Raw genomic sequence first — 25,248 nt, 5'->3', positions numbered from 1 at the left:
ATATTTGCAAAGAACAAGCGGAAATATGTTACAATAGAAAAAAATCGAACGAGGTGGTTGTTGCGATGCGATCGAAGCGAGAACAAGCCATTTTAGACAATATAAAAGAATGGGAATCGCAATTAGTTGAGCAAGAAGCGACCGATTTTCAAAAAATGTTTGATAAATGGGTACATACTACAATTGCGAAATTGCCTGAGAAAAAACGAAAAGATTTCTTTACGAAAGCAGATGGATGGCTCTTTCATTTGCATGCACTTATTCAAAGTTCACAATCACAGTTAGATGCACGTAATCGCATTTTAGGAACATCGAGATTATTTGATGAATCAATTGAGCAACTTGAAGATTTGAAGGCGTTATCTATTGATCAATTAACATACATAGCAGAGCAGCAAACAGCAAGACATCGCCTATATTCATTCGTACAAGGCGGAGCAACGGGTGCTGGGGGGTTATTATTATTAACAGCTGATTTTCCGGTTATGATCGCGTTAAATGTGAAAGCTGTTCAACTTATTGCAACATCATTTGGACATGATGTGAACAAGCCGTATGAAATGATGCTTGCGTTAAAGGTATTCCACGCAGCATTATTGCCGGCGAGACTTCAGCAATATGCATGGTACAATTTACTGAGAGAACTTGAGCAAGAAGATTCATTCTTTTATGAAGGAGACGAAGAGGTGTTAAAGCCAGCTTCTACTGAGGTTGTGTTAAAACAAATTTTGAAGACATTTTCGATTTATGCTCTTCGTCGTAAATTATTCCAAGGTATTCCGGTCATTGGAATGGCAATTGGGTCTACAGTGAACTATCGTTTAACAAGAAGCGTTACTGAATTTGCAAATAGATTTTATCAAGTGCGCCACATAGTCGAGAAGGAAAAAAGAGCATAAAAAAAGCGAGAGGCCGAGGCCTTTCGCTTTTTTAATTTGTTGCATGCTTTTTGGACATTGGAATAGATACTGGTTGCTTTTCTGCTTTCTTTTCTGCTTTTGGATAATAAATTAAATCCAATGTTTTTGCCTGTACGGCAATCGAAAGAATAGTAAAAGCAATTTCTGTCCAATTTAAATAATATAATGAAAGCGCAAGAACAATCGCGTCAAAGACGAAGAAAATTTGCCCAATTGTAAACCGAGTTCGTTTACTTAATATAATTGTTAAAATATCGTCTCCGCCGGTTGCACCGCCAAATCGCAATATAAAACCGAGTCCAATACCAGCTAACGCACCGCCAACTACTGCAGCTATAAATAAATTATTTGATAAATCGACCGTAAATGGAGAATAATTTTCCATAAAAGAATAAAATACTCCGAATGAAATCGAACCTAGGAATGAGTAGCCAACCATTTTTCTACCTAAAAATGAAGCACATAGTAAAATAATAGGGATATCCATTACTACAGTTGAAATGGATGGTGAAATATCATAAAAATTTTGGATAAATAGTGCAATACCTACAAAGCCACCTTCTGTTAAGTGGTTTTGGAAGTGAATGTGATATAGCGCTGCTGCTAAAATAAATGAACCGATTAAAACCATAAAAACTTCTTTAATAATTTGTCGACTTTGGATGTTCCTCATCGTTATTCCTTCTTTCCGTAGTTAGTAGTCCTTGTTGTGTTGTAAACTAACTACGAGCTCACATGTAGCTTTCAGTTAGTTTACGAAAAAAACTAACTACGCTATATGTCGCTGAAGAAATAACGAATAATCCTCTCGTCCATCAATTCTCCCTACCTTCGTTTTAGTTTAAGTCTTAAAACGACTAAACAAAACGTGGAGTAGGATTCTTCATTTAGCAATCCTGCTCTTCTTTGTTTTGTTTAGCTAGTAACAATTAAGTCCTAAACAAAACGCTATGTGTAAGAAGAGTCTTTTTTTTGCCAAATTATCCTTCGGGCAATCATAATTTCCCCACTCTCGTATTTTTTTCGCTAGACTAAAGTATCTGAGCTGAAAAATACGCTACGTGTATGATTCGTCAATACGATGCCACATGCTCCTTCGAGCGATCATGATATCAAAATCCCTTCCTTCAAGATTTATATTATTATATCATACTTTCAAAAAATGCATGCGGATGGAAACCGACAATAACCGGAGGGAATCTACAAAAAATGTTATGTTTAAATATTTTTGTAGAAAAGCCTAAGTTATTTCGTAGAACTGGACAACTTTTAGAAGTTTGTCCAATAAGTAAGAAAAGAAGGGTTTTTATTCAATTGTATTGTTCTCATCACTTTTATCTTTAAAAAATGCATCCCAGCTAATGATACTTAAAAAAGTTAAAGCGATAATAATGAAAGCTCGCATAAGTTTGAGACCTCCTTTTGTACATAGTATATGAATAATTTGTTTCGGAATGTGCCATTTTTTTACAAGCTCTAACTATTATGAGAGTATATTAATATAGATAGATGAGGGGGAGAATGGAGATATGCTAAAAGACATGTTTAAAAGAAAAGAATTAAAATGTGTTTCATGTCAGAAAAAGATTCAATATGAAGAAGAGCTAGTTGCTTTTGTAAAGTTGCCAAAAGAAAGAAGTATATTAGTTGGTCCGTTTGATGTGTGTTTGGCGAAAACAGCACAAGAAATATATTGTAAATCGTGTTACGACAAAAAAGCATGACCCAAATTAATTGAGGGGCATGCTTTTTTCATTGGTGTGCTTTTCCCTCAGATACGTTTTGGGTTAGACGATACCAAAGCCAAAGATCATTAATAATTGAAGCAAGATCGGCAATTTCTGAATTAAGCCTACAGGAAATTTCGAAATTCTCTTCGTTATTTAAGCAATGTTGTTTTTGATTAATATGACGTTCAAGCTCTTGTATACGATCAGGTATTTTTCCGCGAACTTGCTCCCATTTTAATAAAATAGAATGCTGCGCTTGTTCAGAGATGTCTTCCCATTTTTCTTGTATGTTCGGCAATTCAATCCCTAGATGTTCATTGTATATAAAATACTTTTTCATAGAAACCCCTCCATTTTCCTGCCTCTATTTTACATAAAAAAAGAAAGAAATTCGACGAAATTGTTTGAAAAAAATTTATGGATTCCCCTTGATTCATTTTATGAAAGGTGTTAAAGTTTGGATTATTATAAGATAAAATGAATATTTATTCTTTAGGGGGATGCAAAATGGAGAAGAAAAAAGTTGTGTTAGCATATTCCGGAGGTCTTGATACTTCCGTTGCGATTAAATGGTTACAAGAAAAAAATTATGATATTATCGCGCTTTGCTTAGATCTAGGGGAAGGTAAAGACTTAGCGTTTGTAAAAGAAAAAGCACTTTCAGTAGGTGCAATTAAATCATATATGATTGATGTTCAAGAAGAATATGCGAATGAATATGCATTGATAGCGATGCAAGCTCACACGTTATACGAAGGGAAATATCCTCTTGTCTCTGCATTATCTCGTCCGCTTATTGCAAAAAAATTAGTAGAAATTGCAGAGCAGGAAGGCGCAAGTGCAGTTGCACATGGATGTACAGGGAAAGGGAATGACCAAGTTCGTTTTGAAGTTTCTATTCAAGCGTTGAATCCATATTTAGAAGTTATTGCGCCCGTACGTGAATGGAAATGGTCACGTGAAGAAGAAATTGCATATGCAAAAGAAAATGATATACCGATTCCAATTAATTTAGATAGCCCGTTTTCAATCGATCAAAACTTATGGGGACGCAGCAACGAATGTGGAATTTTAGAAGATCCATGGGCAGCGCCGCCAGAAGACGCATACGAGATGACGTTGGCATTAGAAGATACACCGAATAAACCAGAGTTTGTAGAAATCGGATTTGAAGCAGGAGTACCGACGACTTTAAACGGCACTGCATACCCACTTTCAGAACTAATTAAAACGTTAAATGCACTTGCTGGCAAACATGGCGTTGGACGTATCGACCATGTAGAAAATCGCCTTGTCGGTATTAAATCTCGTGAAGTATATGAATGCCCAGCAGCAATGACATTAATAACAGCGCATAAAGAACTTGAAGATTTAACACTTGTGAAAGAGGTCGCTCATTTCAAACCGATGATTGAGCAAAAACTAACAGAATTAATTTATAACGGTTTATGGTTCTCACCTTTAAAACAAGCGCTCAATGCTTTCTTACAAGAAACGCAAAAAAATGTAACAGGTACAGTGCGTGTGAAATTATTTAAAGGTCATGCGATTGTAGAAGGGCGTAAATCTGAGTACTCTTTATACGATGAAAAATTAGCAACGTATACTGCCCAGGATGAATTTAATCATGATGCAGCAGTTGGATTCATTTCATTATTCGGTTTACCTACGAAAGTATACAGCCAAGTGAATCAAAAGAAGGTGGAAGCGTGAGCAAACTTTGGGGCGGACGTTTTACAGAAGAAGCGGAAGCGTGGGTTGAAGAGTTTGGAGCATCCATCTCCTTTGATCAACAATTAGTAAATCAAGATATAAAAGGGAGTATCGCACATGTAACGATGTTAGCAAAGCAAGGCATCGTTACGAAAGAGGAAGCAGAGAAAATAAAGATAGGGCTTCAATATTTACTAGAGGAAGCGAAACGAAATAAATTGAATTTCTCAGTCGAGGCTGAGGACATTCATTTAAATATTGAAAAGATGTTAATTGAAAGAATCGGTGAAGCAGGAGGGAAACTTCATACAGGTCGAAGCCGTAACGATCAAGTAGCGACAGATATGCATTTGTATTTAAAAGAAAAAGTAGAAGATATTATAAAAGCTACAAAACAATTGCAAACTGTTCTTGTTCATCAAGCGGAAAATAACATTGAAACAATTATGCCCGGCTATACGCACTTGCAACGTGCACAGCCAATTTCATTTGCGCATCATATTCTTGCTTACTTTTGGATGTTAGAGCGCGATGTGAATCGTTATGAAGATTCGTTAAAGCGTATTAACATTTCACCATTAGGAGCAGGAGCACTAGCTGGTACAACATTCCCGATTGACCGAGAGTATAGTGCGGAGCTTCTTGGATTTAATGGAATCTATGAAAATAGTTTAGATGCGGTAAGTGATCGTGATTTCATACTGGAGTTTTTAAGTAACTCATCTATGCTTATGATGCACTTATCACGCTTTTGCGAAGAACTTATTTTATGGAGTAGCCAAGAGTTTCAATTTATTGAAATGAGCGATCAATACGCAACAGGAAGCAGTATTATGCCGCAGAAGAAAAATCCGGATATGGCGGAACTTATTCGTGGTAAAACGGGCAGAGTATACGGTAATTTATTCAGTTTACTTACAGTAATGAAAGGATTGCCACTCGCTTACAATAAAGACTTACAAGAAGATAAAGAAGGAATGTTTGATACAGTGAAAACAGTAGAAGGATGCCTTCATATTATGGCAGGCATGCTTGAAACGATGACTGTAAACAAAGAAAAAATGGGGCAAGCTGTGACGCAAGACTTCTCTAACGCAACAGAAATTGCCGACTATTTAGCAAGCAAGGGACTGCCGTTCCGTCAAGCTCATGAAATTGTCGGGAAACTAGTTCTTCATTGTACGCAAAAAGGAATCTATTTATTAGATGTACCACTTGAAACGTATAAAGAAATGAGTCCGTTATTTGAAGAAGATTTATATGAAGTTCTTTCACCTTATGCAGCTGTAAAGCGTCGTAACAGTGCTGGTGGGACAGGGTTTGAGCAGATTGAAAAGGCTTTGGAGAAGGCTAAGGGGTTAGCAATAGAGTTTGTTGGAAGTTAAATGATATATGATATAGAAGGTAAGGTGCTTTTTTAGAAAGTACCTTACCTTTTCGTATGGATTTAATTAAGCCTAGAACAATATGTTCTAGGCTTAAAGCTTCATTGATTAATCATACTTGTGTCGATCTTCTGTAATTCGAATGTATTCAATATCCATTAAATCTCGAAGCAATGCACCGTGGCTTAGTTCAACACCATGTTTTTCTTTAAAATGCTCGCGAATCGTATTTAACATTTCGAGTTCTGTATCATTCACATCTAAAATAATACGTTCATAATCATCCATGTAGCATCCTCCTTTTCTAAACACATATATTTTGTCCGTCTATTTCTAAAAAATGTATGTTAATGTAATGTTAGGAAATAAGAAAGGAATGGAAAATGAGACGTATTTATCCCGCATTAACGGGCAGTAAGACCCCCACCTCAAAATTCAGCGAAAGCAAAGAAGTTAGGTGGGGGATCAACTGCCCGTAAAAGCCCGATTGGTTCAACTAATAATCAGTGGGGGATGAACAAAACCCCCACTGATTAAAGTTTCACTTTATTTTGTAGGGTTAATTTTGTACACGCTAATTGTATTACACGTTGCATTCCCAGAAGTATTTTCATTTGAGAATGTAACGACAATGCATATAGCAATATTTATCTTTACTTTATTTGTAGTAGATTGCTGTATTTCTGTATGGCTTTCTAGAAAAAAGAAAGTACAAGAAGTAAAAGGTAAAAAAGAAATAGAACGGAAAAAGAGAAAACGTTCATTTTGGATGACAACGTATTGTTTTTCTTTAGTGATTGCTGCTGCATTTTTTAGTGAGCATATTCCACCAGAAAGATTGGATATTGAATTTTGGGCAATTGTATTTGCATGTTATTTTTTCATGCATTTTCTTCCTTATATGAAAGAAAGGCGAGGAGTAGAGGAAGATCCGATTGAAGAAGAAGTGAGAGAACAAGAGAGTAAGAGAATAGAAGAAGACATAAAGAAACTTGGCGAACAAAAGTGGTATTTAAAATCAAAAATTATATATGTTCTTTGCTTCATTACGCCGCCAATCGGTTATGTGTATGTTTTCTTACTTCGTAAAAAAATGACAGAAGATGCAAAGCAAACGTATTTAACTGTTGCGACGATAATGATGGCGCTATGGTCTTTGAAATTCCTTCCGCCCTATGTGTTGGCAGTTACCGTTGTTGTTGTGGCTTGTCTTGTATTTATAGTGAAGTTTGTGAAATGAAAAACACCAAGCCCATGTGGACTTGGTGTTTTAATTATAAATTAAAGATCACCTTGCTCCTCATCACCACGAACAACAAGGACATCGCATTTCGCATAGCGAATAATATGTTCAGAGACGCTACCAATTAGGAAACGTTCTACAGCATTTAAACCAGTTGCACCACACATAATTAAATCCACTTTATTGTTTGGAGCGATTTCTTTTGAAATTTTAGATTTAGGATTACCAAATTCTAATACAGTTTCTACTTTTTCAAGACCAGCTTCAAGCGCAGTTTTTTTGTAGTCTTCTAATAAGTCTTCTGCAAATAGATTTGCACGTTCAGCAATTGCGCGGCTATAAGCCTCTACTGCTGAGTATGCTTTTACATCAACGATATGAGCAATTGTTAATGTTGCGTTGTTTCGTTTTGCAACTTGAATTGCTTTTTTAAAGGCTTTTTCTGCTTCTTTAGAACCGTCCACCGCAATTAAAATATTTGTATATGTATTATTCATAGTAAATTCCTCCCAATCATTTTTATTACCGTTTACAACTTTATTATAAAACAAATTTTGGTAATGTGCTTGTCGGAAACGTTACAGAATTTTGAAAACTTTGTTTCAATTCATTTTAGTTGTAATTGAAGCGAGAACTTGTTACATATGGAGTATAGCAATTTAAAAGGAGGCATGTTTGTGAGACACGCGCTCATTACAGCCGGTACGAAAGGTTTAGGAAAGCAAGTAACAGAAAAGTTATTGGATAAAGGATATTCAGTAACAGTAACATATCATAGCGATACAAGTGCTATGGAAACAATGAAAGAAACATATAAAAATATGGAAGAACGTCTACAGTTCGTGCAAGCTGATGTCACGAAAAAGGAAGATTTACATAAAATAGTAGAAGAAGCGATGAGTCGTTTTGGCAAAATTGACTTCTTAATTAATAATGCTGGTCCTTACGTATTTGAAAGGAAAAAATTAGTCGATTACGAAGAAGACGAATGGAATGAAATGATCCAGGGTAATTTAACAGCGGTGTTTCATTTATTAAAACTTGTCGTACCGATTATGAGAAACCAGCAATTTGGCCGTATTATTAACTATGGATTTCAAGGGGCAGATAGCGCGCCTGGATGGATTTATCGTTCAGCCTTTGCAGCTGCGAAAGTCGGACTTGTTTCTTTAACGAAAACAGTCGCATACGAAGAAGCTGAATACGGTATTACTTCGAATATGGTATGTCCTGGTGATATAATTGGTGAAATGAAAGAGGCAACGATTGAAGAAGCACGAAATCTGAAAGGTAGTAACACACCAATTGGTAGATCTGGAACAGGGGAAGATATCGCAAGAACCATTTCGTTTTTATGTGAGGACGATTCTGATATGATTACTGGCACGATTATTGAAGTAACAGGCGCTGTTGATGTTATTCATAGACATCGATAGAATTAAATAAAGTGAAGTTTCGAATAATTGGACAGTTTATCCTTTATACTGAGAGGTACGGATAATACTGTCCTTTCATGTAAGATTAAATCTATCGGAAAACTTGTATTATTTTTTTGTCAAATATTGAGATATTATGTTAGAATATAAGAGTATAGAAAGCGCTTTAAAAAATGATTCAGGGGTCATTTCATAACTCAAGGGGGAACTAATAATGCGTATCGGTATTCCAACAGAAATTAAAAACAATGAAAACCGCGTGGCAATGACGCCAGCGGGAGCTGTACATTTAGTACAAAATGGTCATGAAGTTTTTGTTCAAAAAGGATCAGGTGTAGGATCAGGCTTTACAGATGAAGAATACGTACAAGCTGGTGCGAAACTTGTTGAAACTGCTGAAGAAGCATGGAATCAAGATATGGTTATGAAGGTAAAAGAGCCAGTTGCAAGTGAATACGGCTATTTCCGCGAAGGTTTAATTTTATTCACATACTTACACTTAGCTCCAGAGCCAGAATTAACGAAAGCATTAATTGATAACAAAGTGGTATCAATCGCATACGAAACAGTACAATTAGACAATCGTTCTTTACCATTACTTGCACCAATGAGTGAAGTAGCTGGTCGTATGTCTGCGCAAATCGGTGCACAGTTCCTTGAGAAAAACAAAGGCGGAAAAGGTATTTTACTTGCAGGCGTTCCAGGGGTGAAACGCGGCAAAGTAACAATTATCGGCGGTGGTCAAGCTGGTACAAACGCAGCGAAAATTGCAGTAGGTTTAGGTGCAGATGTAACAATCATCGACTTAAGTGCAGAACGTCTTCGTCAATTAGATGACATTTTTGGAAACCAAGTAAAAACGTTAATGTCTAACCCGTATAACATTGCAGAAGCTGTAAAAGAATCTGATCTTGTAATCGGTGCAGTATTAATCCCAGGTGCAAAAGCGCCAAAACTTGTAACAGAAGAAATGATTCAATCAATGGAACCAGGTTCTGTCGTTGTAGATATCGCGATTGACCAAGGTGGTATTTTCGAAACAACTGACCGTATTACAACTCATGACAACCCAACTTACGAAAAATATGGCGTTGTTCATTATGCAGTTGCAAATATGCCAGGTGCGGTTCCACGTACATCAACTCTTGCATTAACAAACGTAACAGTACCATATGCAGTACAAATTGCTAACAAAGGCTACAAAGAAGCTTGCCTAGGCAACACTGCATTATTAAAAGGTATTAACACATTAGATGGCTACGTAACATTCGAAGCAGTTGCAGAAGCGCACAGCTTACAATACGCTGATGCGAAAGAGCTTCTTGAAAAAGCTCCTGCTTTATCATAATAGAAATAAAATAAAGACCTTTCCTTTGTAGGAAGGGTCTTTTTGTTTAAACTAATTATCTAATTTCTTCACAATTTTCAAGCCGAACATCATTGTAAAGAAAAGAATGCCGAACAAGTAATACAAGGCATACTCAACTCGTATCATCGAATTTTTGTCAGTGATATATAAAATAAATAGTATTGCAGAACCGATTAAATGAGATAGGCCGAAAATTTGTGCCATAAGTTTTAAACTCATCTTCTCGATTCTTTCATCCATTTCAGGTAATGGATATTTCTCGGAATCGTTCTTTTTTTTCTTAAAGAATATTCGTTTCACTACGAATAGTATTAAGGCTAAGAGTATGTATACGCCAGCGAATAGAAGGACAGAACTAATCTTTTCTTCATCATTATTATCGAAATAAAGAAAAGTTGAACCTAACAATAAAATGGTAAGATGCGAAATGAACTCTTGATTAAAAGTATTTTTCATTCTTTTTCCTCCCCAGTTTTATCTAATTGAAATAAATCTTCTACTTTACAGTTGAAAAACTCACATAATTTCAATGCTAATTCTAAACTTGGGTTGTATTTATTCTTCTCGATAGCGATGAGGGATTGTCTAGTGATTTGAACAGAGGAAGCTAATTGCTCTTGGGTGATGTCTCTAACGACGCGGAATTGTTTCACCTTATTTTTAATCAAATATACAAAGTCTCCTTTTTGTAAATTTGTTACATTTATTATATCCATTTTTAGGTAATAAGTAAATGAAACTTTACAAAAAGTAAATAAAACTTTACGTGAAATATAGCTTGTTTTGATATTGTTTTTTGTGATAATTTGGAATTGAATAAAAAAAGGAAATTAGAAGAGGGGATTGGGTGGGAAGAACTTTGGAAACAGTAAATCTATTAGAGTTAACAAAAGATATTCAAGATCAACATAAAAACTTCGTCGTTTCAAATATAAATAGTCATTGCTTACGAATCGCTGTATTTACTGGTGAATATGATTGGCACTACCATTCTAATTCGGATGAATTATTCATTGTGTTAGAGGGAGAACTACTTATCGATTTTGAAGATGGAGAGACGGCGGTTTTAAAGCCAAATGATTCTATCTTAATTCCAGCATGCACGATTCATAGAACGAGAGCATTAAAGAGAACAGTAAATCTTTGTTTTGAAAATATAGAAGCTGATACAATTAAAGTGGAGCAGTTATGAAAAAATTATCTGTAGCCGAGTATAGAAAAATCATTCCGATTTTAGAAAGTAATACAAGAACAACGACGTTTGCTTATGCGGTATGTGACCAAATGATAGATGGTGAGATTTTTGCCAACGAGAAGTTAACAGCAGGATTAATTCGTACAGCTAATGGTATCTATTATTTATTTGGTGATACGGATGATCAAAATTATAACGAAGATCTATTTGCATATTTAAAAGTGGCTATTGAAAAAACAGAGAAACGATTTACACTCTTCACTTCGAGTGAAGAGTGGGAAATGATGATTGAAGAGTGCTTTAGTAATACATTTCGGAAAATCCCACGAATGACATTTCAATTTCAAAGAGAATTTTTTGAAGATAGAAAAATAGAATTAAACAAAAATACATATGAAATTAAACGTATTGATAAAAGTGATATAGAACGAAGTAATGAATTTACAGAGGATTATTACAAAGAATATTGGGGATCAAAAGACGTGTTTTTAAATAACGGCTTTGGTTTTTGTATGGAACAAGATGGGATGATTGTAGCCGAATGCGTCTCAATATTTAGCGGGAATGGTTTTGCTGAAATTGATATTGCAACACATGAAGCACATCAAGGGAAAGGGTTAGCTCAAGCTGTCGCAACACGTTTCATTGAACAGTGTATACAAAATGATATTACACCATGCTGGGATTGTAATGTAGATAACATTCCATCGCAAAAATTAGCTAGTAAATTAAGCTTCCATAATCCAGTAGAATATGTTTTGTTTGTCCGCAAGAAAATGGGGGAATAAAAGATGAACGTAGAATTAACAAGATTCAAAGTCAAGCCAGGTAAAAGTCATCGCGTAGATGAATGGATGCAGCTTCTTAATGATAATATGAAAGAAGTGCTTTTGACATTAAACGACGAAAAGATGTATGTAGAGACAATTTTCCGGGAAATAAGAGATGGAGAAGAGTACTTATATTGGTATTCTGTGCAAGGAGAAGGCGGGGCTCTTGTCGAAAATTCTCATCATGAAATTGATAAAAAGCATTTAGCGTTTTGGTATGAATGTATTGATGAAGAAACACCGTCTGTTGATATGGAAACAGAAGTTGTTATGATTCAAGATGTTGTGAAAGAAGTGATGAAATAATAGAGTAGTATTTTGTAAAGATAAACCATCCTCTTTTTTGGTGAAATATATATTATTGGAGATGCTGTAAGATGCGAATTAGTCATAAATATATCACTCTCGATGAAATAGAGATAATCAGAGACTCATTAGATAAATTGCATGAATATCATAACAGTAAATCAAAATATTTTTCTGGTGATTATCCAAGAATGACATTTGAGGAACGTATTGAAGATTATAAAAAAAATTCAAAGTACGGAGAATATAGAATTGAACTATTGATTGAGTCAGAAACAGATAATATATTAGGCTTTTGTATAGCGTATAGTAAAAGCGTAAGTGGGAAGATTGAAGTTTTATTTGTTGATGAAAAATATCGAAGAAACGGATACGGTTTGAAATTAATGAATAGTGCAGTGGAATGGTTTAAAGAAAAGCAAGTAGATGACATTGAATTAATAGTAGTGTACGGAAATGAAGCTGTATCGTTTTATCAAAAGCTGGGATTTTATCCACGTTCAATTATTATGACAACTAAATCATAAAGATATTATGAGAATATATCTTTTAAATGAGTGGAAGTTTTTATTTCGAAAAAATTGATTTGTATGTTGAAAAATTAAAATATATGTGAGAAGTACATTAAAATGGATGTGCTTTTTATTATGAAAATGTTTTTGGATTTGAAGGAAGTTATTCAAAAGTGAAAGAAGATATGAAAAACGATATAACAATAAACTCAAAAGAATTTCTATACCAAATGAAGTATTTAGCAAAAAATAGTGAAGGTATACCAAGTGATTATTTTGAACAATATTATAAAGAAATAAAAAACACGAAACCAAAAGACCTACCAATATACGGTGTAGTCGTAACAGGGAAAACAGAGGATTTACAAGGTTTACAAGGAGCACCATATATTAAGGCGGCTGTAAGAGGCGTAACAGTTGAGAAATATTGATCACAATTAATTAATGTGAATAATCAGAAAATTTATGTTATAATATGGGAAAAGGAGGCTTATATGAGGCAAATACATGGAGCAATTTATATTTACATAACAATGTTTTTCGTAGGAGCATCTTATGGATTAGGGCATGTGTATTCGCATCCTATATTAACTTTTTTAAGCGGAGCATGTATGGTGTTTGCGTTTCTTGTCCACCTTTTCTCAGTTTGGATCGTGAAATTTCAAATAAATATTAGTGAGATAGAAGAAGGCACTTTTTGAGTGGCCTTCTTTTTTAGTAATAATATTTATGAAGTTCTTGTAGTAATTTTTCAACTTCACGTTCAGTTTTTTTACATATAGACATTGTACGTAATTTGAAAAATAAGCTGCGCAAGAAAGATTTTATATTTCCGTATAGAAATTCATACGAGTCAATATGTAGTGTCGGTTTTTGAACTTGTAATTGAGCTACTAGATCACGAAGGGCTAATATGAGTATTTCTTCCTCCAAGCCATTTTGCAGCATTATGACAATCGGATAAACGAGACGCTCATCTTCTTCATATTTGTAATAAATGGAATGGACACAAACTTTGTTTAATAAAGTTTGTAGTATTTTTTCGTAATGTGAAGTTTCCAGTTTAGGATTATTAACAAGTGCCTCAAATGTATCGGAAGCATGAGCGATACTATGTGCCCAGCCTTGGTCTTGTACATACCCACGGAAATCCTGTTCTTTGTTCATATATAGAATTAATTTATCTTTTACATTTAAAATATCAGTCTGTGATAAGAAATTATGATTTGTATCAGCATCAATAATGAGTGCGATTAATAATGTTGTAAATGCACGGGTAAATACAGCATCTTCGTCATCCGAATGAATGCTATACAATAAATATTTTTCACTAATGCTTTCTAATAATAGTTTCTGTAATTGTGTGTGTGAAATGTAGTCCTTTTTGATGAGATGATAAAAAGTAGAGTAGATGAGTTTGTCTCTTAAATAGCTATCAGTAACACCGATATGTTTAAGCATATTTGAACTTAAAGCATCAATGTTAATTGTGTTATCCATTATGTAATTATTATTACGAATTTCTTCTAACTGTTGTTGTAACATATAAACCTCCTGTTTTAGAAAATTCTGTATTTTTATAATATAATAAGAGGAAGAAATAGACAATAAATAAATGCTTTTGAATGGAGGGGCATTATGAAGAGAGCATTATTCTTTTTCATTAGTATTTTCTTTTTAGGGAGTTGTTCGCTTTCGTATGTTACTTTTTCTAGCGAGAGCAAAAGTTGGACGGGGCAATATAAAGGGCATATTAAGGATGACAGTGAAGATGGAATGTTTACGTTTCAGTATAAAGGCGGAGATGGAAATACAGAATTAAAAAATTTAGAGATTGCTATTAATGAAGCGTTTAGTACAATGACACAAACGTCAGAAAGTCATAAAGGGGCAAGGATTGAAATGAAATCATCTTGTGTAAGTTGTGCGCCTTTATCTAAAGGTGAACCGATAGAGGTTGTGATTAAATGGGATGATAAGTATGAAGAGAAGATGGTTTTAAAGCGGAAATAGCGAAGAGTGAGGGATTAAAAATGAATAGAAATATGAAAATTTCTATGCATATATTTTTAAGTGTACTTCTAATCATATTATCAGCGTGTACTACGAAAACAGTGGAGCAAGTAGGAGTAAAAGAAGAACCTAAAGAAGGGTATGTAATATTGAGAAATAGCACAATATTTTTTGACAGTGATAAAACTTTTAAAACAAAAGTAGAGTTGCAAAATTATATGGAACAACAAATGAATAAAGAGCATCCATCACATACAGTCTTGAGTTTTAAGAATAAAGACGCATATAATCAATTAAAAACAGGGGATAAAATAAAAGTATGGTCTTCTCAAACACTTGAGAGTTATCCATCAAAAATGATTGTAGAGAAATTTGAAATAGTAGAGAAATAGAAAAGGCAGCAATCACGCTACCTTTTTTATTATTTCACAAATTGTAATTCTTTCGGGAATTTCGTTAAGATTTCTGATCCGTCTTTTGTGATATAAATATCATCTTCAATACGAACGCCGCCTACGTTTGGTACGTAAATACCTGGCTCGATTGTGAAGACCATACCTTCTCTTAATGGAGACTCGTTACCAGCTTTTACATCTGGATATTCGTGTACGCTAATTCCAAGTCCGTGACCAAGGCGGTGCGGGAAGAAGTCGCCGTAACCTGCATCTGCGATAACAGAGCGAGCAGCGTTATCGATTGCGCCAAATGTAGCACCTGGTTTACATGCTTCAACTGCTTGTAGTTGTCCAGCAAGTACAGTGTTGTAAATGCGAGTTTGTTCTTCAGAAATATCACCAAATGCTACTGTACGCGTAATGTCAGAGCAATAACCTTCAATGATTACACCTAAATCAAATAGTACGAAATCACCGCGTTTCATTTTGTTTGCACCTGGAATACCGTGTGGAAGAGCAGAGTTTGCACCTGCTAATACCATCGTATCGAATGACATTTTATGGATGCCTTTTGTTTTTAATTCATGCTCAATAATTGCTAATACTTCTAGCTCACTACGATTTTCTTTAATTGCATTTACACCAACTTCAACAGCATAATCTGCCATTTTAGCCGCTTCACGCAAAATAGAAAGTTCTTTTTCGTCTTTAATTAAGCGAAGCTCGCGAACTTTCTCTTCAGCTGATTTGAAAGCTGCATTTGGGAATAACTTTGTTAATTCTTCGTAACGTTCTACGTTTAAATGCTCTTTTTCAATTGCAACTGCATTTGCATCAATACCGCGATCTTTAATTGCTTTTGCAATCATATCCCATGGTCTGTCCGTATCAGTAAATCCGATAATCTCATGTGCCCAGCCAGCGTTACGCGCTTGGCCTTCTTCCATTTTAGGACAAATTAAAATAGGCTCTTTTTCTTGGAATACGAACATACCAAGTAGTCTTTCATGTGGTTCACAGTGGAAGTTTGTCATGTAGAAAACGTTCGGTGTAGAAGTTAAGAACGCAGCTTCTACGTTTTTTTCTTTTAGCCATTGCATTAAATTTTCTAATCTAGCATTCATCGATTGGCACCCCCGAGATATTTAATTACAAATATAACTTTACATCGGAGGAAAGCGTTATGACAAGTAAATCGATGTTAGAAAAGACAGGGAATTGAGAAATCATGTAGAATAAAAAGTGAGAATGTGAATAGGGGAGGAATGTAATGATGAAAGTATCGTATCACGGGCATTCAGTTGTAAAGATTGAAACGAATGGAAAAGTTATTTTAATTGACCCATTTTTAACGGGAAATCCGAAAACAGATTTAAAGGCTGAAGATGTAAAAGTTGATGCGATTATTTTATCGCACGGACACGGTGATCATGTTGGGGATACAGTAGCGTTAGCAAAGAACAATAATGCGGTCGTTGTGGCACCGTTTGAATTAGCGACATTTTTAGGATGGCAAGGTGTAAATACACATCCAATGCATATTGGTGGTTCACATGAATTTGACTTTGGAAAAGTGAAATTTACTCAAGCATTCCACGGCTCTAGTTATATTGATGAAGAAAATAAGACGATTACATATACAGGTATGCCAGCTGGTATTTTGTTTACAGCAGAGGAGAAAACGGTATATCATGCAGGAGATACTGCTTTATTCTCTGATATGAAGTTAATTGGAGAACTGAATAATATTGATTTAGCATTTTTACCAATTGGCGATAATTTCACAATGGGGCCAGAAGATGCTGTGTTAGCAGCAAAATGGATAGAGGCGAAAACAGTTGTACCGATGCATTACAATACGTTCCCAGTTATTGAACAAGATCCATATCAATTTGTAGAAAAGCTACAAAATTGTACAGGGAAAGTATTAGAAGCTGGAGAAAGTATTACACTATAAAAAAGAAACCCTTCATTTGAAATGACAAGTGAAGGGTTTTTTATGTGTGTAGTACAGTTTTTAAAGTCTGTATTTGTTTAGCTGATTCTTCTCGTTTTGTACGTGGCTGTTCGGGTGTTTCATTCAACTCCATTGCAACTTTTTTCCCATCTACGAAAGCTAAAAATACAGCACCTACAACCTCTAAAAATTTTTTCATCATGTATTCGCTCCTTTGTTTCATTTCTTGTCTTAATTGTATATGGAATCGGGTGGACAAACTATCGAACGAGATGACAACAGCATTACATTGTTGTAATAGAATGACTGGTGGAATGTAAGGGGTATTTTGTTATAAAAAAAATGGTACAGGCATATAAAGAGAGAGTGTAACAGTTTTGAAAATATAGTATACTGAAAATACAACACATGAAGAATTTAGGGAAAAGAAAGTATGGTGAAACCATTTGGCTACCAAACATAATCAAATTTTAGAACATATTAATAGCCTGCCGGTAGGGCATAAAATTTCTGTGAGGCAAATTGCGAAAGATTTGAGTGTAAGTGAAGGGACAGCTTACCGTGCAATTAAAGACGCAGAAAATAAAGGGTATGTTAGTACAATTGAACGTGTCGGAACAATTCGAATTGAACAAAAGAAGAAAGAGAATATCGAAAAACTGACATATGCAGAAGTCGTTAACATTGTCGATGGTCAAGTACTTGGAGGTAGAGAAGGACTACATAAAACATTAAATAAATTCGTAATCGGGGCTATGAAATTAGAAGCGATGATGCGCTATACAGAAGCAGGGAATTTACTTATCATCGGTAACCGTACGAACGCACATCAATTAGCACTAGAAGCTGGGGCAGCAGTGTTAATTACGGGCGGATTTGATACGGAAGACCATGTGAAGAAATTAGCAGACGAATTAAAGCTTCCAATTATTTCAAGTAGTTATGATACATTTACGGTCGCAACGTTAATTAACCGTGCAATTTATGATCAACTTATCAAGAAAGAAATTGTACTCGTTGAAGATATTTTAACGCCAATTGAAGAAACGTTATATTTAAAGCCAAATGATACAGTACAGCAATGGCATGCGTATAATGAAGAAACGATGCATGGACGTTATCCAATTGTTGATGAAAATAAAAAGGTGTTAGGTATTGTAACTTCAAAAGATATGATTGGTGTCGTGAAAGAAACACCAATTGATAAAGTGATGACAAAGCATCCAATTACGGTGAACGGAAAAATGTCTGTCGCAGCTGCAGCACGTATGATGGTGTGGGAAGGTATTGAGTTACTTCCTGTTGTGGAAGAAGGGAATAAATTGCAAGGGATCATTAGTCGCCAAGATGTACTTCAGGCGTTGCAAATGATTCAACGTCAACCGCAAGTTGGGGAAACAATTGATGACATTGTAACGAACCAATTTATGACGCCGAAAGAAGCGAAAAATGAGCATTTGTATCAATTTTCAGTGACGCCACAAATGACGAATTCAATCGGGACGTTATCTTACGGTGTATTCACAACAATTGTGACAGAAGCAACAAACCGTGTCATTCGTGCGCAGAAGAAGAGCGATTTAATTGTTGAAAACTTAACCATTTATTTCGTAAAGCCAGTTCAAATTGATAATGTTGTATCAGTTCATCCGAAAGTATTAGAAATTGGGCGTAAATTTGGTAAGATTGATGTAGAAGTGCATCATGAAGGTAATGTTGTCGGGAAAGCATTACTTATGGTGCAGTTGATCGATAAATAAAAAGATGGAGCAGACCGCTTTGGTTTGTTCCATCTTTTTTGTTTTATTGAGTTTGGAAGTTATTACTAAAGATGTGGAAGAGTTTTAGCGGGAAATATATATAAGGAGAGATGATTGTATAATTAGAAAAAACAGAATATTAATTCGTTTAGAATGTATACTATGATATAATTAGATTGTAAGATAATGGATGTCGGAAGGGGATGCAATATGTCAGCAGAATTACTCTTTTTTGGTAGTATCGCACTCTTTTATTTCCTTGTGATGATACCAATTCAATACTTATACTTACAAGGATTAAATGAAAAAAAGAAACGAACAGGATTATCTCAGCAAGAACTATACAAACAGATGTCTTTTGAAGAAGAACAATTACATTTTCACGTGCAAGGTAATCCCTTTAATATACCATCTGCGTTTGTTGCATATATGATTTTGAAAGTGAAGGGACGTAAAAAAGCATCACAATGTTGATGCTTTTTTACGTTGTTTTATAAGATTCGGCTTCTTTGACTGCTAATGGTAGAAAATGTTTATATTGGCGGAATCCATTAAATGTACTCGCGCTGCCAAGTAAAATAAACAAAACACCAACGATAATGCGTGCAGTTGAAAGTTCTAAAAAGAATTGGTTTATCCCAAAGAATAGGACGAATAAGCCGAGTGCCATTGCGGATTTTCCTGAGAGCCAACCTTTCTCCATTGGACGGTTTGTACGAAAGAACTTTGTTTTGTAGAAGAGGTACAACACAAATGAGATGATAATACAAAAGACGAATATTGGCATAATACACGCTCCCATCGATTGGTATAAAAATAATATTTTAGAAAAAAAGAAAAATCTAAACTTTCTAATTTTTATTATAAAGCAATTGTTCGCATGTATGAAATGTTTTCCGTTATAATGGGGGATAAAGTAAAACTTTAATTAGTGTGGGGAGATCCCACGTACTAATTATTAGCCCTCACCAATCGGGCTTTTACGTGCATCCAGGCTCCAAATTAATTTTGCCCCATTGTTTTTAATACTTTTGAGGTGGGAGTCTTACTACACGTTAATGCGGGATAAAATGAAGAAGTTGAATAAAAAGGAGATTATACATATGCATGAGCAAATTTTAGGAGCAATTAAAGAGTTTGATACAATTATTATTCATCGTCATGTACGTCCGGATCCGGATGCGTTAGGTTCTCAGTGCGGACTTGGTACAATTCTGCAAGAATCGTTTCCAGAGAAAAATATTTATATGGTTGGGTACAACGAGCCTTCTTTAGCGTTTTTACGAGTAATGGATGATATTGAAGATAGTGTATATGAAGATGCACTTGTTATCGTATGTGATACTGCGAACCAAGAACGTGTTGACGATCAACGCTATGCAAAAGGGAAGATGCTAATTAAAATTGATCATCATCCGAATGAAGATCCGTACGGAGATATTACGTGGGTAGATACGACATCAAGTTCTACAAGTGAAATGATTTATGAGTTTTACAGTTATGGAAAAGATAAAGGATTACAGATAACGAAAGAAGCAGCTCGTCTTATTTTAGCGGGTATTGTTGGGGATACAGGTCGTTTCTTATTCCCGAATACAACAGCGAAAACACTTCGTTACGTAAGTGAACTCGTTGACATGGATGTAAAATTCACAGATTTATACAATGAAATGTATAAAACGAAAGAAAAAATTGCTCGTTTAAACGGTTATATTTTACAAAACTTTACGATGGTAGAAGAAGGTGCAGCGTACATTAAATTAACGAAAGAGGTACTAGAAGAGTTTGATGTACTTTCTACTGAAGCATCTGGTGTTGTCGGGGCACTTGGTAATATTGATGGATTAAAGGCGTGGGTTCTATTTTTAGAGGAAGATGATGTTATTCGTGTTCGTCTTCGTTCAAAAGGACCAGTTATTAATAAGTTAGCAATGCAATATAATGGCGGAGGACATCCGATGGCTTCTGGTGCAAAAGCATCTTCTTGGGAAGAAGCAGATCGCCTGTTTGCTGATTTACGTGAGCTGTGTAGATAAAAATTGTATGTTGAACGAAAGAGAAGGAGAGGCACTGAAGCCCTCCTTTTTTTTATTTTTCTTTCTCTATATCAATACTAATTTCAAGTACGGTATCAAAAGAGACTGTGTCTACTTTAAAGCGGTATATACGATCGTAATGTTTGTACGTTTTATTTTCGATGACTTTTTTGAGCAGGTCTTTATTTTTTGCGATGCTTTGAATGTTTTTCGTTAAAAGATGCTGGAGATCATTATGGATAGAAGTGGTCATGTTTTCAAGTGTAAGATTGTCTAAATCATATTTTTTTCGATTTATAATTTTTATTTTGATTTCTTGAATTGTTAAGAGCCGTTTATTTTCTGTGTTCAATTTCTCTTGGTCTTCGAGAAGGACGTGGAGTTTTGCTTCTTGTTTTTCGATAATTTCTTTTTGTTCTGCTATTTTACTAGTTTGTTCTTCTTGAAAAACACCGTATATGTACAAAAAAACAAACCAGCTCAAAACTCCTCCAACAGCAGCGCCAGCTAAAACTAAATACCACCTTTTGGCTGTATTGGCACTGGGTACTCTCATACATGTTCCTGTGTAAGCCATTTAATAATAATAAGACCAGTTTGCATACCGCCAGTTGCAAAAAAAATAAGGAGAATTTGTTTTACGATATCTTTCATATCTCCGCCAAAGAAGCTTCTTTCAAAGCTATAAAAGGTATCGAACGTTCCGCCAATTGCTGCAACGAGTGCCCAAATTCTTAAATTTTGGGCGAATTGATTAATATAAGTTAGAGTTGGTTTTCCGATGAGAAATGCACCAAATCCGCCTATTAATGAACCACCAAGTATAACTCCAAAGGCAATAAAATAACTAATAATAAGCAGAGAGAAAAAAGTATGTTCTCTTACATCCATCGTCATTCCCCTTTCTTCTTCATATATATGGACAAAGTATGAGAAGTATGTTTTGATTTCCGCTTTCCTCATCACCTATAATAAAAGTAGTCACATAGGTAAAGAGAGGGTACAACAGTGAAGTTTGTGCATTTACAATGTCAAACCGTTTTTAGTTTATTAAAAAGTGCTTGTAAAATTGATGAGCTTGTCATTCGGGCGAAAGAGCTTGGATTTTCATCGCTGGCCATTACAGATGAAAATGTTATGTATGGAGTTATTCCGTTTTATAAAGCATGCAAGAAAAATGGTATACAGCCTATTATCGGCTTAACAGCTTCTATTTTTAGTGAAGAAGAAGAAAGGTCTTATCCACTTGTCTTACTTGCTGAGAATGAAATAGGCTATCAAAACTTATTAAAAATCTCTAGCAGCATTATGACGAAGTCAAAAGAAGGTATCCCGAAGAAGTGGCTTGCTCATTATGCGAAGGGGTTAATTGCAATTTCACCAGGGAAAGATGGAGAGATTGAACAGCTATTATTAGAAGACAAAGAGAGTCAGGCTGAAGAAGTAGCTCATACGTATCAAAATATGTTCAGCAATTTTTATATAAGTTTGCAGCATCATGCAATTCAAGATGAACTGCTTTTACAAGAAAAACTGCCTGAATTTATTAATAAGGTAAACGTTCCAGTCGTTGCAACAAATGATGTTCGCTATATTAATCAAAGTGACGCACTTGTTCATGAATGTTTATTATCTGTTGAAGGCGGAACGAAAATGACTGATCCAGATAGACCGAGAATGAAAACGGATCAGTATTATTTAAAGTCATCGGATGAAATGGGAGCACTATTTTCTCATGCTGAGGAAGCGGTTCAAAATACAATAACAATCGCGGAACGTTGCCAAGTAGAAATTCCTTTCCATGTAAATCAATTACCGAAATTTCCTGTTCCATCTAACGAGACGAGTGATACGTATTTGCGTCGTGTTTGTGAAGAAGGCTTGCAGAAACGCTATGGTACGCCGAAAGAAGCGCATATAGGACGTTTGAATCATGAATTAAATGTTATTTCTCGTATGGGATTTAGCGATTATTTCCTCATCGTATGGGACTTTATGAAATATGCACATGAAAATCATATTTTAACTGGGCCAGGCCGTGGATCGGCAGCTGGTTCACTCGTTTCTTACGTATTGGAAATTACAGATATTGATCCGATTGAATATGAATTATTATTTGAAAGGTTTTTAAACCCTGAACGTGTGACACTTCCAGATATTGATATTGATTTTCCAGATATAAGACGTGATGAGATGATTCGATATGTGAAAGATAAATATGGTCAGCTTCGTGTTGCTCAAATTGTAACGTTCGGAACTCTTGCAGCGAAAGCCGCAATTAGAGACATTGCTCGTGTAATGGGGCTCCTGCCAAGAGATATTGACATATTTTCAAAACTTATCCCATCAAAGCTTGGTATAACGTTAAGAGATGCATATGAGGAATCGCAATCGCTCCGTGAGTTTATACAAGGGAATCTGTTACATGAGCGTGTGTTTGAAATTGCAAAACGTGTAGAGGGATTACCGCGTCATACGTCTATTCATGCAGCTGGCGTTATTATGAGCCAAGAACCGTTAACGGGAAGTGTAGCGATTCAAGAAGGGCATAACGATGTTTATGTTACGCAATATCCAGCTGATGCATTAGAAGAACTTGGATTGCTCAAGATGGACTTTTTAGGCTTACGTAATTTAACGTTACTTGAAAATATTATAAAATTTATTGTTGAAAAAACTGGGAAACAAATTGATATAAGAAATTTACCTCTGCAAGATGAAAAGACGTTTCAATTGTTAGGAAGAGGGGATACAACAGGTGTATTCCAGCTTGAATCAGGTGGTATGCGAAATGTACTTCGTGGGTTAAAACCGAATGAATTTGAAGACATAGTCGCTGTTAACTCGTTATACAGACCAGGACCGATGGAACAAATTCCAACCTTTATTGAATCGAAGCATGGGAAAAGACAAATTGAATATTTACATCCGGATTTAAAGCCGATTTTAGAAAGAACATACGGCGTAATTGTATACCAAGAACAAATTATGCAAATCGCATCGAAGTTAGCTGGATTTTCGCTTGGAGAAGCGGATTTGCTGCGCCGTGCAGTGAGTAAAAAGAATCGTGATATTTTAGATCAAGAACGTAAGCATTTTGTTCAAGGTTGTTTGGAAAACGGATACGATGAGACATCTTCAGAACAAATTTATGATTTAATTGTAAGATTTGCGAATTACGGTTTTAACCGAAGTCACGCTGTAGCTTACAGTATGATCGGATATCAGCTTGCATATTTAAAAGCAAATTATACGCTGGAATTTATGACTGCGTTATTATCAAGTGCAATTGGAAATGAAGATAAGATTGTGCAGTATGTACGAGAAACGAAGCGGAAAGGTTTTCACGTTTTACCGCCGTCTCTTCAGAGAAGTGGTTACAACTTCCAAATAGAAGGGAATGCGATTCGATATAGTTTACTTTCGATTCGGAATATCGGAATGGCTACCGTGACGGCATTACTCGAAGAACGAGAGGAAAAAATGTTCGAAGATTTATTTGAGTTTTGTCTTCGTATGCCATCAAAATTTGTAACAGAGCGAAATTTAGAAGCGTTTGTCTGGTCTGGTTGTTTTGACGGTTTTGGTGTTTCGAGGACGACGTTATGGAGAAGTCTTAAAGGAGCGTTGGAGTATGCAAACCTTGCACGTGATTTTGATTTAGGGGATGCTGTTCCGAAATCAAAATACGTACAAGGAGAAGAGCTATCCTTTATTGAACAGTTAAATAAAGAGAAGGAAGCACTCGGTTTTTATTTATCTAGCTATCCGACAGCGCAGTATGCGGAGCTAGGAAAAAAATTAGAAATTCCATCTCTTGCTCAGGCGATGCGACATAAGAAAAAAGTACACAGAGCGATCGTATATATAACAAGTGTGAAAGTTATTCGTACGAAAAAGTTGCAAAAGATGGCGTTTATTACATTCTGTGATCAAAATGATGAAATGGAAGCCGTTATTTTTCCAGAAACGTATATACATTTTTCAGACAGGTTACAAGAAGGTGCAATCGTTTTAGTTGATGGTACGATCGAGCAAAGAAATCATAAGTTGCAATGGATCGTGAATGGACTATATCCGCTAGAAGAAATGGATGTTTATGAAGGGATGAAAGAAGCGTCTGTTTACGTGAAATTGCCGTCTCAATATGAAAAAAAGCTTGTAAATCAAGTTACGAAAATATTGTTTGATTATTCAGGTTTTACGAAAGTACTAATTTATTATGAAAAGGAACATAAAATGGTACAATTATCTCGAAGTTTATCGATTCATCCAAGTGAAGAATGTCTAGGAGCACTTCGTGAAATTGTCGGTGACGAAAATGTCGTTGTGAAAATATAATGGACAATCTCCCTACACTTCGATTATTATAGTAGTAGTGTTCGTGGTCAGACCACTTGGAGAAATTGATATCAGCAAGCATAATTTGAGGAGAGTGGATAGTTTGT

Annotated in this window: 31 protein-coding genes and 1 pseudogene; 20 read left to right on the top strand and 12 right to left on the bottom strand. The window is 35.3% G+C overall.

Annotated elements, in window-relative coordinates; genetic code table 11:
• Nucleotides 1-65: 65 nt before the first annotated feature.
• The gene (locus I6L50_RS28925) at nt 66-899 is read left to right on the top strand and encodes an EcsC family protein (protein ID WP_113935734.1); all 834 of its coding nucleotides are present in this window, start codon (nt 66-68) and stop codon (nt 897-899) included.
• A 31-nt stretch (nt 900-930) separates the two neighbouring features.
• On the opposite strand, the gene I6L50_RS28920 is transcribed toward I6L50_RS28925, so the two are convergent.
• Nucleotides 931-1,593 carry a YitT family protein gene (locus tag I6L50_RS28920; RefSeq protein ID WP_219303674.1) on the bottom strand — a complete coding sequence of 221 codons (663 nt, stop codon included), beginning with the start codon at nt 1,591-1,593 and terminating at the stop codon, nt 931-933.
• Nucleotides 1,594-2,449: 856 nt separating this feature from the next.
• Here I6L50_RS28920 and I6L50_RS28915 point away from each other — a divergent pair.
• Nucleotides 2,450-2,644 carry a hypothetical protein gene (locus tag I6L50_RS28915; RefSeq protein ID WP_002067549.1) on the top strand — a complete coding sequence of 65 codons (195 nt, stop codon included), beginning with the start codon at nt 2,450-2,452 and terminating at the stop codon, nt 2,642-2,644.
• A 28-nt stretch (nt 2,645-2,672) separates the two neighbouring features.
• Here the strand turns inward: I6L50_RS28915 and I6L50_RS28910 are convergent, their stop codons facing one another.
• Nucleotides 2,673-2,990, bottom strand: a complete 318-nt coding sequence (locus I6L50_RS28910; protein ID WP_113935732.1) for a radical SAM protein — start codon at nt 2,988-2,990, stop codon at nt 2,673-2,675.
• Between the two features lie 167 nt (nt 2,991-3,157).
• Between I6L50_RS28910 and I6L50_RS28905 the strand changes: the two genes are divergently transcribed.
• Entirely contained in the window at nt 3,158-4,363 is a 1,206-nt protein-coding gene (locus I6L50_RS28905) for an argininosuccinate synthase (protein ID WP_002088976.1), read from the top strand.
• On the top strand, nt 4,360-5,748 hold the full coding sequence (gene argH / locus I6L50_RS28900) for an argininosuccinate lyase (RefSeq protein WP_219303673.1): 1,389 nt from the start codon (nt 4,360-4,362) through the stop codon (nt 5,746-5,748). The genes I6L50_RS28905 and argH overlap by 4 nt, the downstream gene beginning before the upstream one ends.
• A 108-nt stretch (nt 5,749-5,856) precedes the next feature.
• On the opposite strand, the gene I6L50_RS28895 is transcribed toward argH, so the two are convergent.
• Nucleotides 5,857-6,036: a ProA domain protein gene (locus I6L50_RS28895; RefSeq protein ID WP_113935729.1), complete on the bottom strand. Its 180-nt coding sequence runs from the start codon at nt 6,034-6,036 to the stop codon at nt 5,857-5,859.
• Between the two features lie 244 nt (nt 6,037-6,280).
• On the opposite strand from I6L50_RS28895, the gene I6L50_RS28890 reads away from it, so the two are divergent.
• On the top strand, nt 6,281-6,988 hold the full coding sequence (locus I6L50_RS28890; RefSeq protein ID WP_219303755.1) for a hypothetical protein: 708 nt from the start codon (nt 6,281-6,283) through the stop codon (nt 6,986-6,988).
• A 41-nt stretch (nt 6,989-7,029) separates the two neighbouring features.
• On the opposite strand, the gene I6L50_RS28885 is transcribed toward I6L50_RS28890, so the two are convergent.
• Complete coding sequence (locus I6L50_RS28885; protein ID WP_002164984.1) at nt 7,030-7,488, bottom strand: universal stress protein; 459 nt, start codon at nt 7,486-7,488, stop codon at nt 7,030-7,032.
• Between the two features lie 147 nt (nt 7,489-7,635).
• Between I6L50_RS28885 and I6L50_RS28880 the strand changes: the two genes are divergently transcribed.
• On the top strand, nt 7,636-8,427 hold the full coding sequence (locus tag I6L50_RS28880) for an SDR family oxidoreductase (protein ID WP_219303672.1): 792 nt from the start codon (nt 7,636-7,638) through the stop codon (nt 8,425-8,427).
• Between the two features lie 214 nt (nt 8,428-8,641).
• Complete coding sequence (ald, locus tag I6L50_RS28875) at nt 8,642-9,775, top strand: alanine dehydrogenase (protein WP_219303671.1); 1,134 nt, start codon at nt 8,642-8,644, stop codon at nt 9,773-9,775.
• A gap of 51 nt (nt 9,776-9,826) precedes the next feature.
• Here the strand turns inward: ald and I6L50_RS28870 are convergent, their stop codons facing one another.
• On the bottom strand, nt 9,827-10,252 hold the full coding sequence (locus I6L50_RS28870) for a hypothetical protein (protein WP_002138610.1): 426 nt from the start codon (nt 10,250-10,252) through the stop codon (nt 9,827-9,829).
• Nucleotides 10,249-10,512: a helix-turn-helix transcriptional regulator gene (locus tag I6L50_RS28865; protein WP_002003636.1), complete on the bottom strand. Its 264-nt coding sequence runs from the start codon at nt 10,510-10,512 to the stop codon at nt 10,249-10,251. Before I6L50_RS28865 ends, I6L50_RS28870 begins: the two co-directional genes overlap by 4 nt.
• Nucleotides 10,513-10,655: 143 nt before the next feature.
• Here I6L50_RS28865 and I6L50_RS28860 point away from each other — a divergent pair, with 143 nt between their 5' ends.
• The 6 genes and pseudogenes from I6L50_RS28860 (at nt 10,656) to I6L50_RS28835 (ending at nt 13,340) form a co-directional block, all read left to right on the top strand.
• Entirely contained in the window at nt 10,656-10,988 is a 333-nt protein-coding gene (locus I6L50_RS28860; RefSeq protein WP_063260724.1) for a cupin domain-containing protein, read from the top strand.
• Entirely contained in the window at nt 10,985-11,779 is a 795-nt protein-coding gene (locus I6L50_RS28855; RefSeq protein WP_219303670.1) for a GNAT family N-acetyltransferase, read from the top strand. Before I6L50_RS28860 ends, I6L50_RS28855 begins: the two co-directional genes overlap by 4 nt.
• Before the next feature lie 3 nt (nt 11,780-11,782).
• Complete coding sequence (locus I6L50_RS28850; RefSeq protein WP_002067488.1) at nt 11,783-12,127, top strand: DUF6176 family protein; 345 nt, start codon at nt 11,783-11,785, stop codon at nt 12,125-12,127.
• A 71-nt stretch (nt 12,128-12,198) separates the two neighbouring features.
• Nucleotides 12,199-12,654, top strand: coding sequence for a GNAT family N-acetyltransferase (locus I6L50_RS28845; RefSeq protein ID WP_219303669.1), 456 nt, complete (start codon nt 12,199-12,201; stop codon nt 12,652-12,654).
• Between the two features lie 125 nt (nt 12,655-12,779).
• Nucleotides 12,780-13,070 (top strand): annotated as a pseudogene (locus tag I6L50_RS28840) (anti sigma factor C-terminal domain-containing protein); the annotation flags it as partial.
• A gap of 63 nt (nt 13,071-13,133) precedes the next feature.
• On the top strand, nt 13,134-13,340 hold the full coding sequence (locus I6L50_RS28835; protein WP_002129372.1) for a hypothetical protein: 207 nt from the start codon (nt 13,134-13,136) through the stop codon (nt 13,338-13,340).
• A gap of 13 nt (nt 13,341-13,353) precedes the next feature.
• On the opposite strand, the gene I6L50_RS28830 is transcribed toward I6L50_RS28835, so the two are convergent.
• Nucleotides 13,354-14,184 (bottom strand): DUF2785 domain-containing protein, encoded by an 831-nt coding sequence (locus I6L50_RS28830; protein WP_219303667.1) that lies wholly within the window; start codon nt 14,182-14,184, stop codon nt 13,354-13,356.
• 93 nt (nt 14,185-14,277) lie between these two features.
• Between I6L50_RS28830 and I6L50_RS28825 the strand changes: the two genes are divergently transcribed.
• Together I6L50_RS28825 and I6L50_RS28820 are read left to right on the top strand one after the other, a co-directional pair.
• Entirely contained in the window at nt 14,278-14,652 is a 375-nt protein-coding gene (locus I6L50_RS28825) for a hypothetical protein (RefSeq protein ID WP_219303665.1), read from the top strand.
• 20 nt (nt 14,653-14,672) lie between these two features.
• Nucleotides 14,673-15,044, top strand: a complete 372-nt coding sequence (locus I6L50_RS28820) for a DUF3221 domain-containing protein (protein WP_219303663.1) — start codon at nt 14,673-14,675, stop codon at nt 15,042-15,044.
• 29 nt (nt 15,045-15,073) lie between these two features.
• On the opposite strand, the gene pepQ is transcribed toward I6L50_RS28820, so the two are convergent.
• Entirely contained in the window at nt 15,074-16,171 is a 1,098-nt protein-coding gene (gene pepQ / locus I6L50_RS28815; protein ID WP_219303661.1) for a Xaa-Pro dipeptidase, read from the bottom strand.
• Between the two features lie 149 nt (nt 16,172-16,320).
• Here pepQ and I6L50_RS28810 point away from each other — a divergent pair, with 149 nt between their 5' ends.
• The gene (locus I6L50_RS28810; protein ID WP_113935787.1) at nt 16,321-17,004 is read left to right on the top strand and encodes a metal-dependent hydrolase; all 684 of its coding nucleotides are present in this window, start codon (nt 16,321-16,323) and stop codon (nt 17,002-17,004) included.
• A gap of 40 nt (nt 17,005-17,044) precedes the next feature.
• Here the strand turns inward: I6L50_RS28810 and I6L50_RS28805 are convergent, their stop codons facing one another.
• On the bottom strand, nt 17,045-17,206 hold the full coding sequence (locus I6L50_RS28805; RefSeq protein ID WP_088034667.1) for a hypothetical protein: 162 nt from the start codon (nt 17,204-17,206) through the stop codon (nt 17,045-17,047).
• A gap of 244 nt (nt 17,207-17,450) precedes the next feature.
• Here I6L50_RS28805 and I6L50_RS28800 point away from each other — a divergent pair, with 244 nt between their 5' ends.
• Together I6L50_RS28800 and I6L50_RS28795 are read left to right on the top strand one after the other, a co-directional pair.
• Nucleotides 17,451-18,764: a CBS domain-containing protein gene (locus tag I6L50_RS28800; RefSeq protein ID WP_002088951.1), complete on the top strand. Its 1,314-nt coding sequence runs from the start codon at nt 17,451-17,453 to the stop codon at nt 18,762-18,764.
• A 210-nt stretch (nt 18,765-18,974) separates the two neighbouring features.
• Nucleotides 18,975-19,238 carry a DUF3949 domain-containing protein gene (locus tag I6L50_RS28795; RefSeq protein WP_219303659.1) on the top strand — a complete coding sequence of 88 codons (264 nt, stop codon included), beginning with the start codon at nt 18,975-18,977 and terminating at the stop codon, nt 19,236-19,238.
• A gap of 7 nt (nt 19,239-19,245) precedes the next feature.
• On the opposite strand, the gene I6L50_RS28790 is transcribed toward I6L50_RS28795, so the two are convergent.
• Nucleotides 19,246-19,551, bottom strand: coding sequence for a YtpI family protein (locus tag I6L50_RS28790; RefSeq protein ID WP_002138595.1), 306 nt, complete (start codon nt 19,549-19,551; stop codon nt 19,246-19,248).
• Nucleotides 19,552-19,867: 316 nt separating this feature from the next.
• Between I6L50_RS28790 and I6L50_RS28785 the strand changes: the two genes are divergently transcribed.
• The gene (locus I6L50_RS28785; RefSeq protein WP_219303655.1) at nt 19,868-20,800 is read left to right on the top strand and encodes a DHH family phosphoesterase; all 933 of its coding nucleotides are present in this window, start codon (nt 19,868-19,870) and stop codon (nt 20,798-20,800) included.
• A 52-nt stretch (nt 20,801-20,852) separates the two neighbouring features.
• Here I6L50_RS28785 and ytrI read toward each other — a convergent pair whose 3' ends face one another.
• Both ytrI and I6L50_RS28775 read right to left on the bottom strand, forming a co-directional pair.
• Nucleotides 20,853-21,356 (bottom strand): sporulation membrane protein YtrI, encoded by a 504-nt coding sequence (gene ytrI / locus I6L50_RS28780; protein WP_002088948.1) that lies wholly within the window; start codon nt 21,354-21,356, stop codon nt 20,853-20,855.
• Nucleotides 21,353-21,766, bottom strand: coding sequence for a YtrH family sporulation protein (locus I6L50_RS28775; RefSeq protein ID WP_002015507.1), 414 nt, complete (start codon nt 21,764-21,766; stop codon nt 21,353-21,355). Before I6L50_RS28775 ends, ytrI begins: the two co-directional genes overlap by 4 nt.
• Nucleotides 21,767-21,808: 42 nt before the next feature.
• Here I6L50_RS28775 and dnaE point away from each other — a divergent pair, with 42 nt between their 5' ends.
• The gene (dnaE, locus tag I6L50_RS28770; RefSeq protein ID WP_219303652.1) at nt 21,809-25,141 is read left to right on the top strand and encodes a DNA polymerase III subunit alpha; all 3,333 of its coding nucleotides are present in this window, start codon (nt 21,809-21,811) and stop codon (nt 25,139-25,141) included.
• The last annotated feature ends 107 nt before the right edge of the window (nt 25,142-25,248 follow it).

The sequence above is a fragment of the Bacillus sp. FDAARGOS_1420 genome (assembly GCF_019344915.1).
Classification (GTDB): Bacteria; Bacillota; Bacilli; order Bacillales; family Bacillaceae_G; genus Bacillus_A; species Bacillus_A mycoides.
Note: the sequence above shows the minus strand (reverse complement) of the source record. Positions and strands in the feature narration are given on the sequence as shown.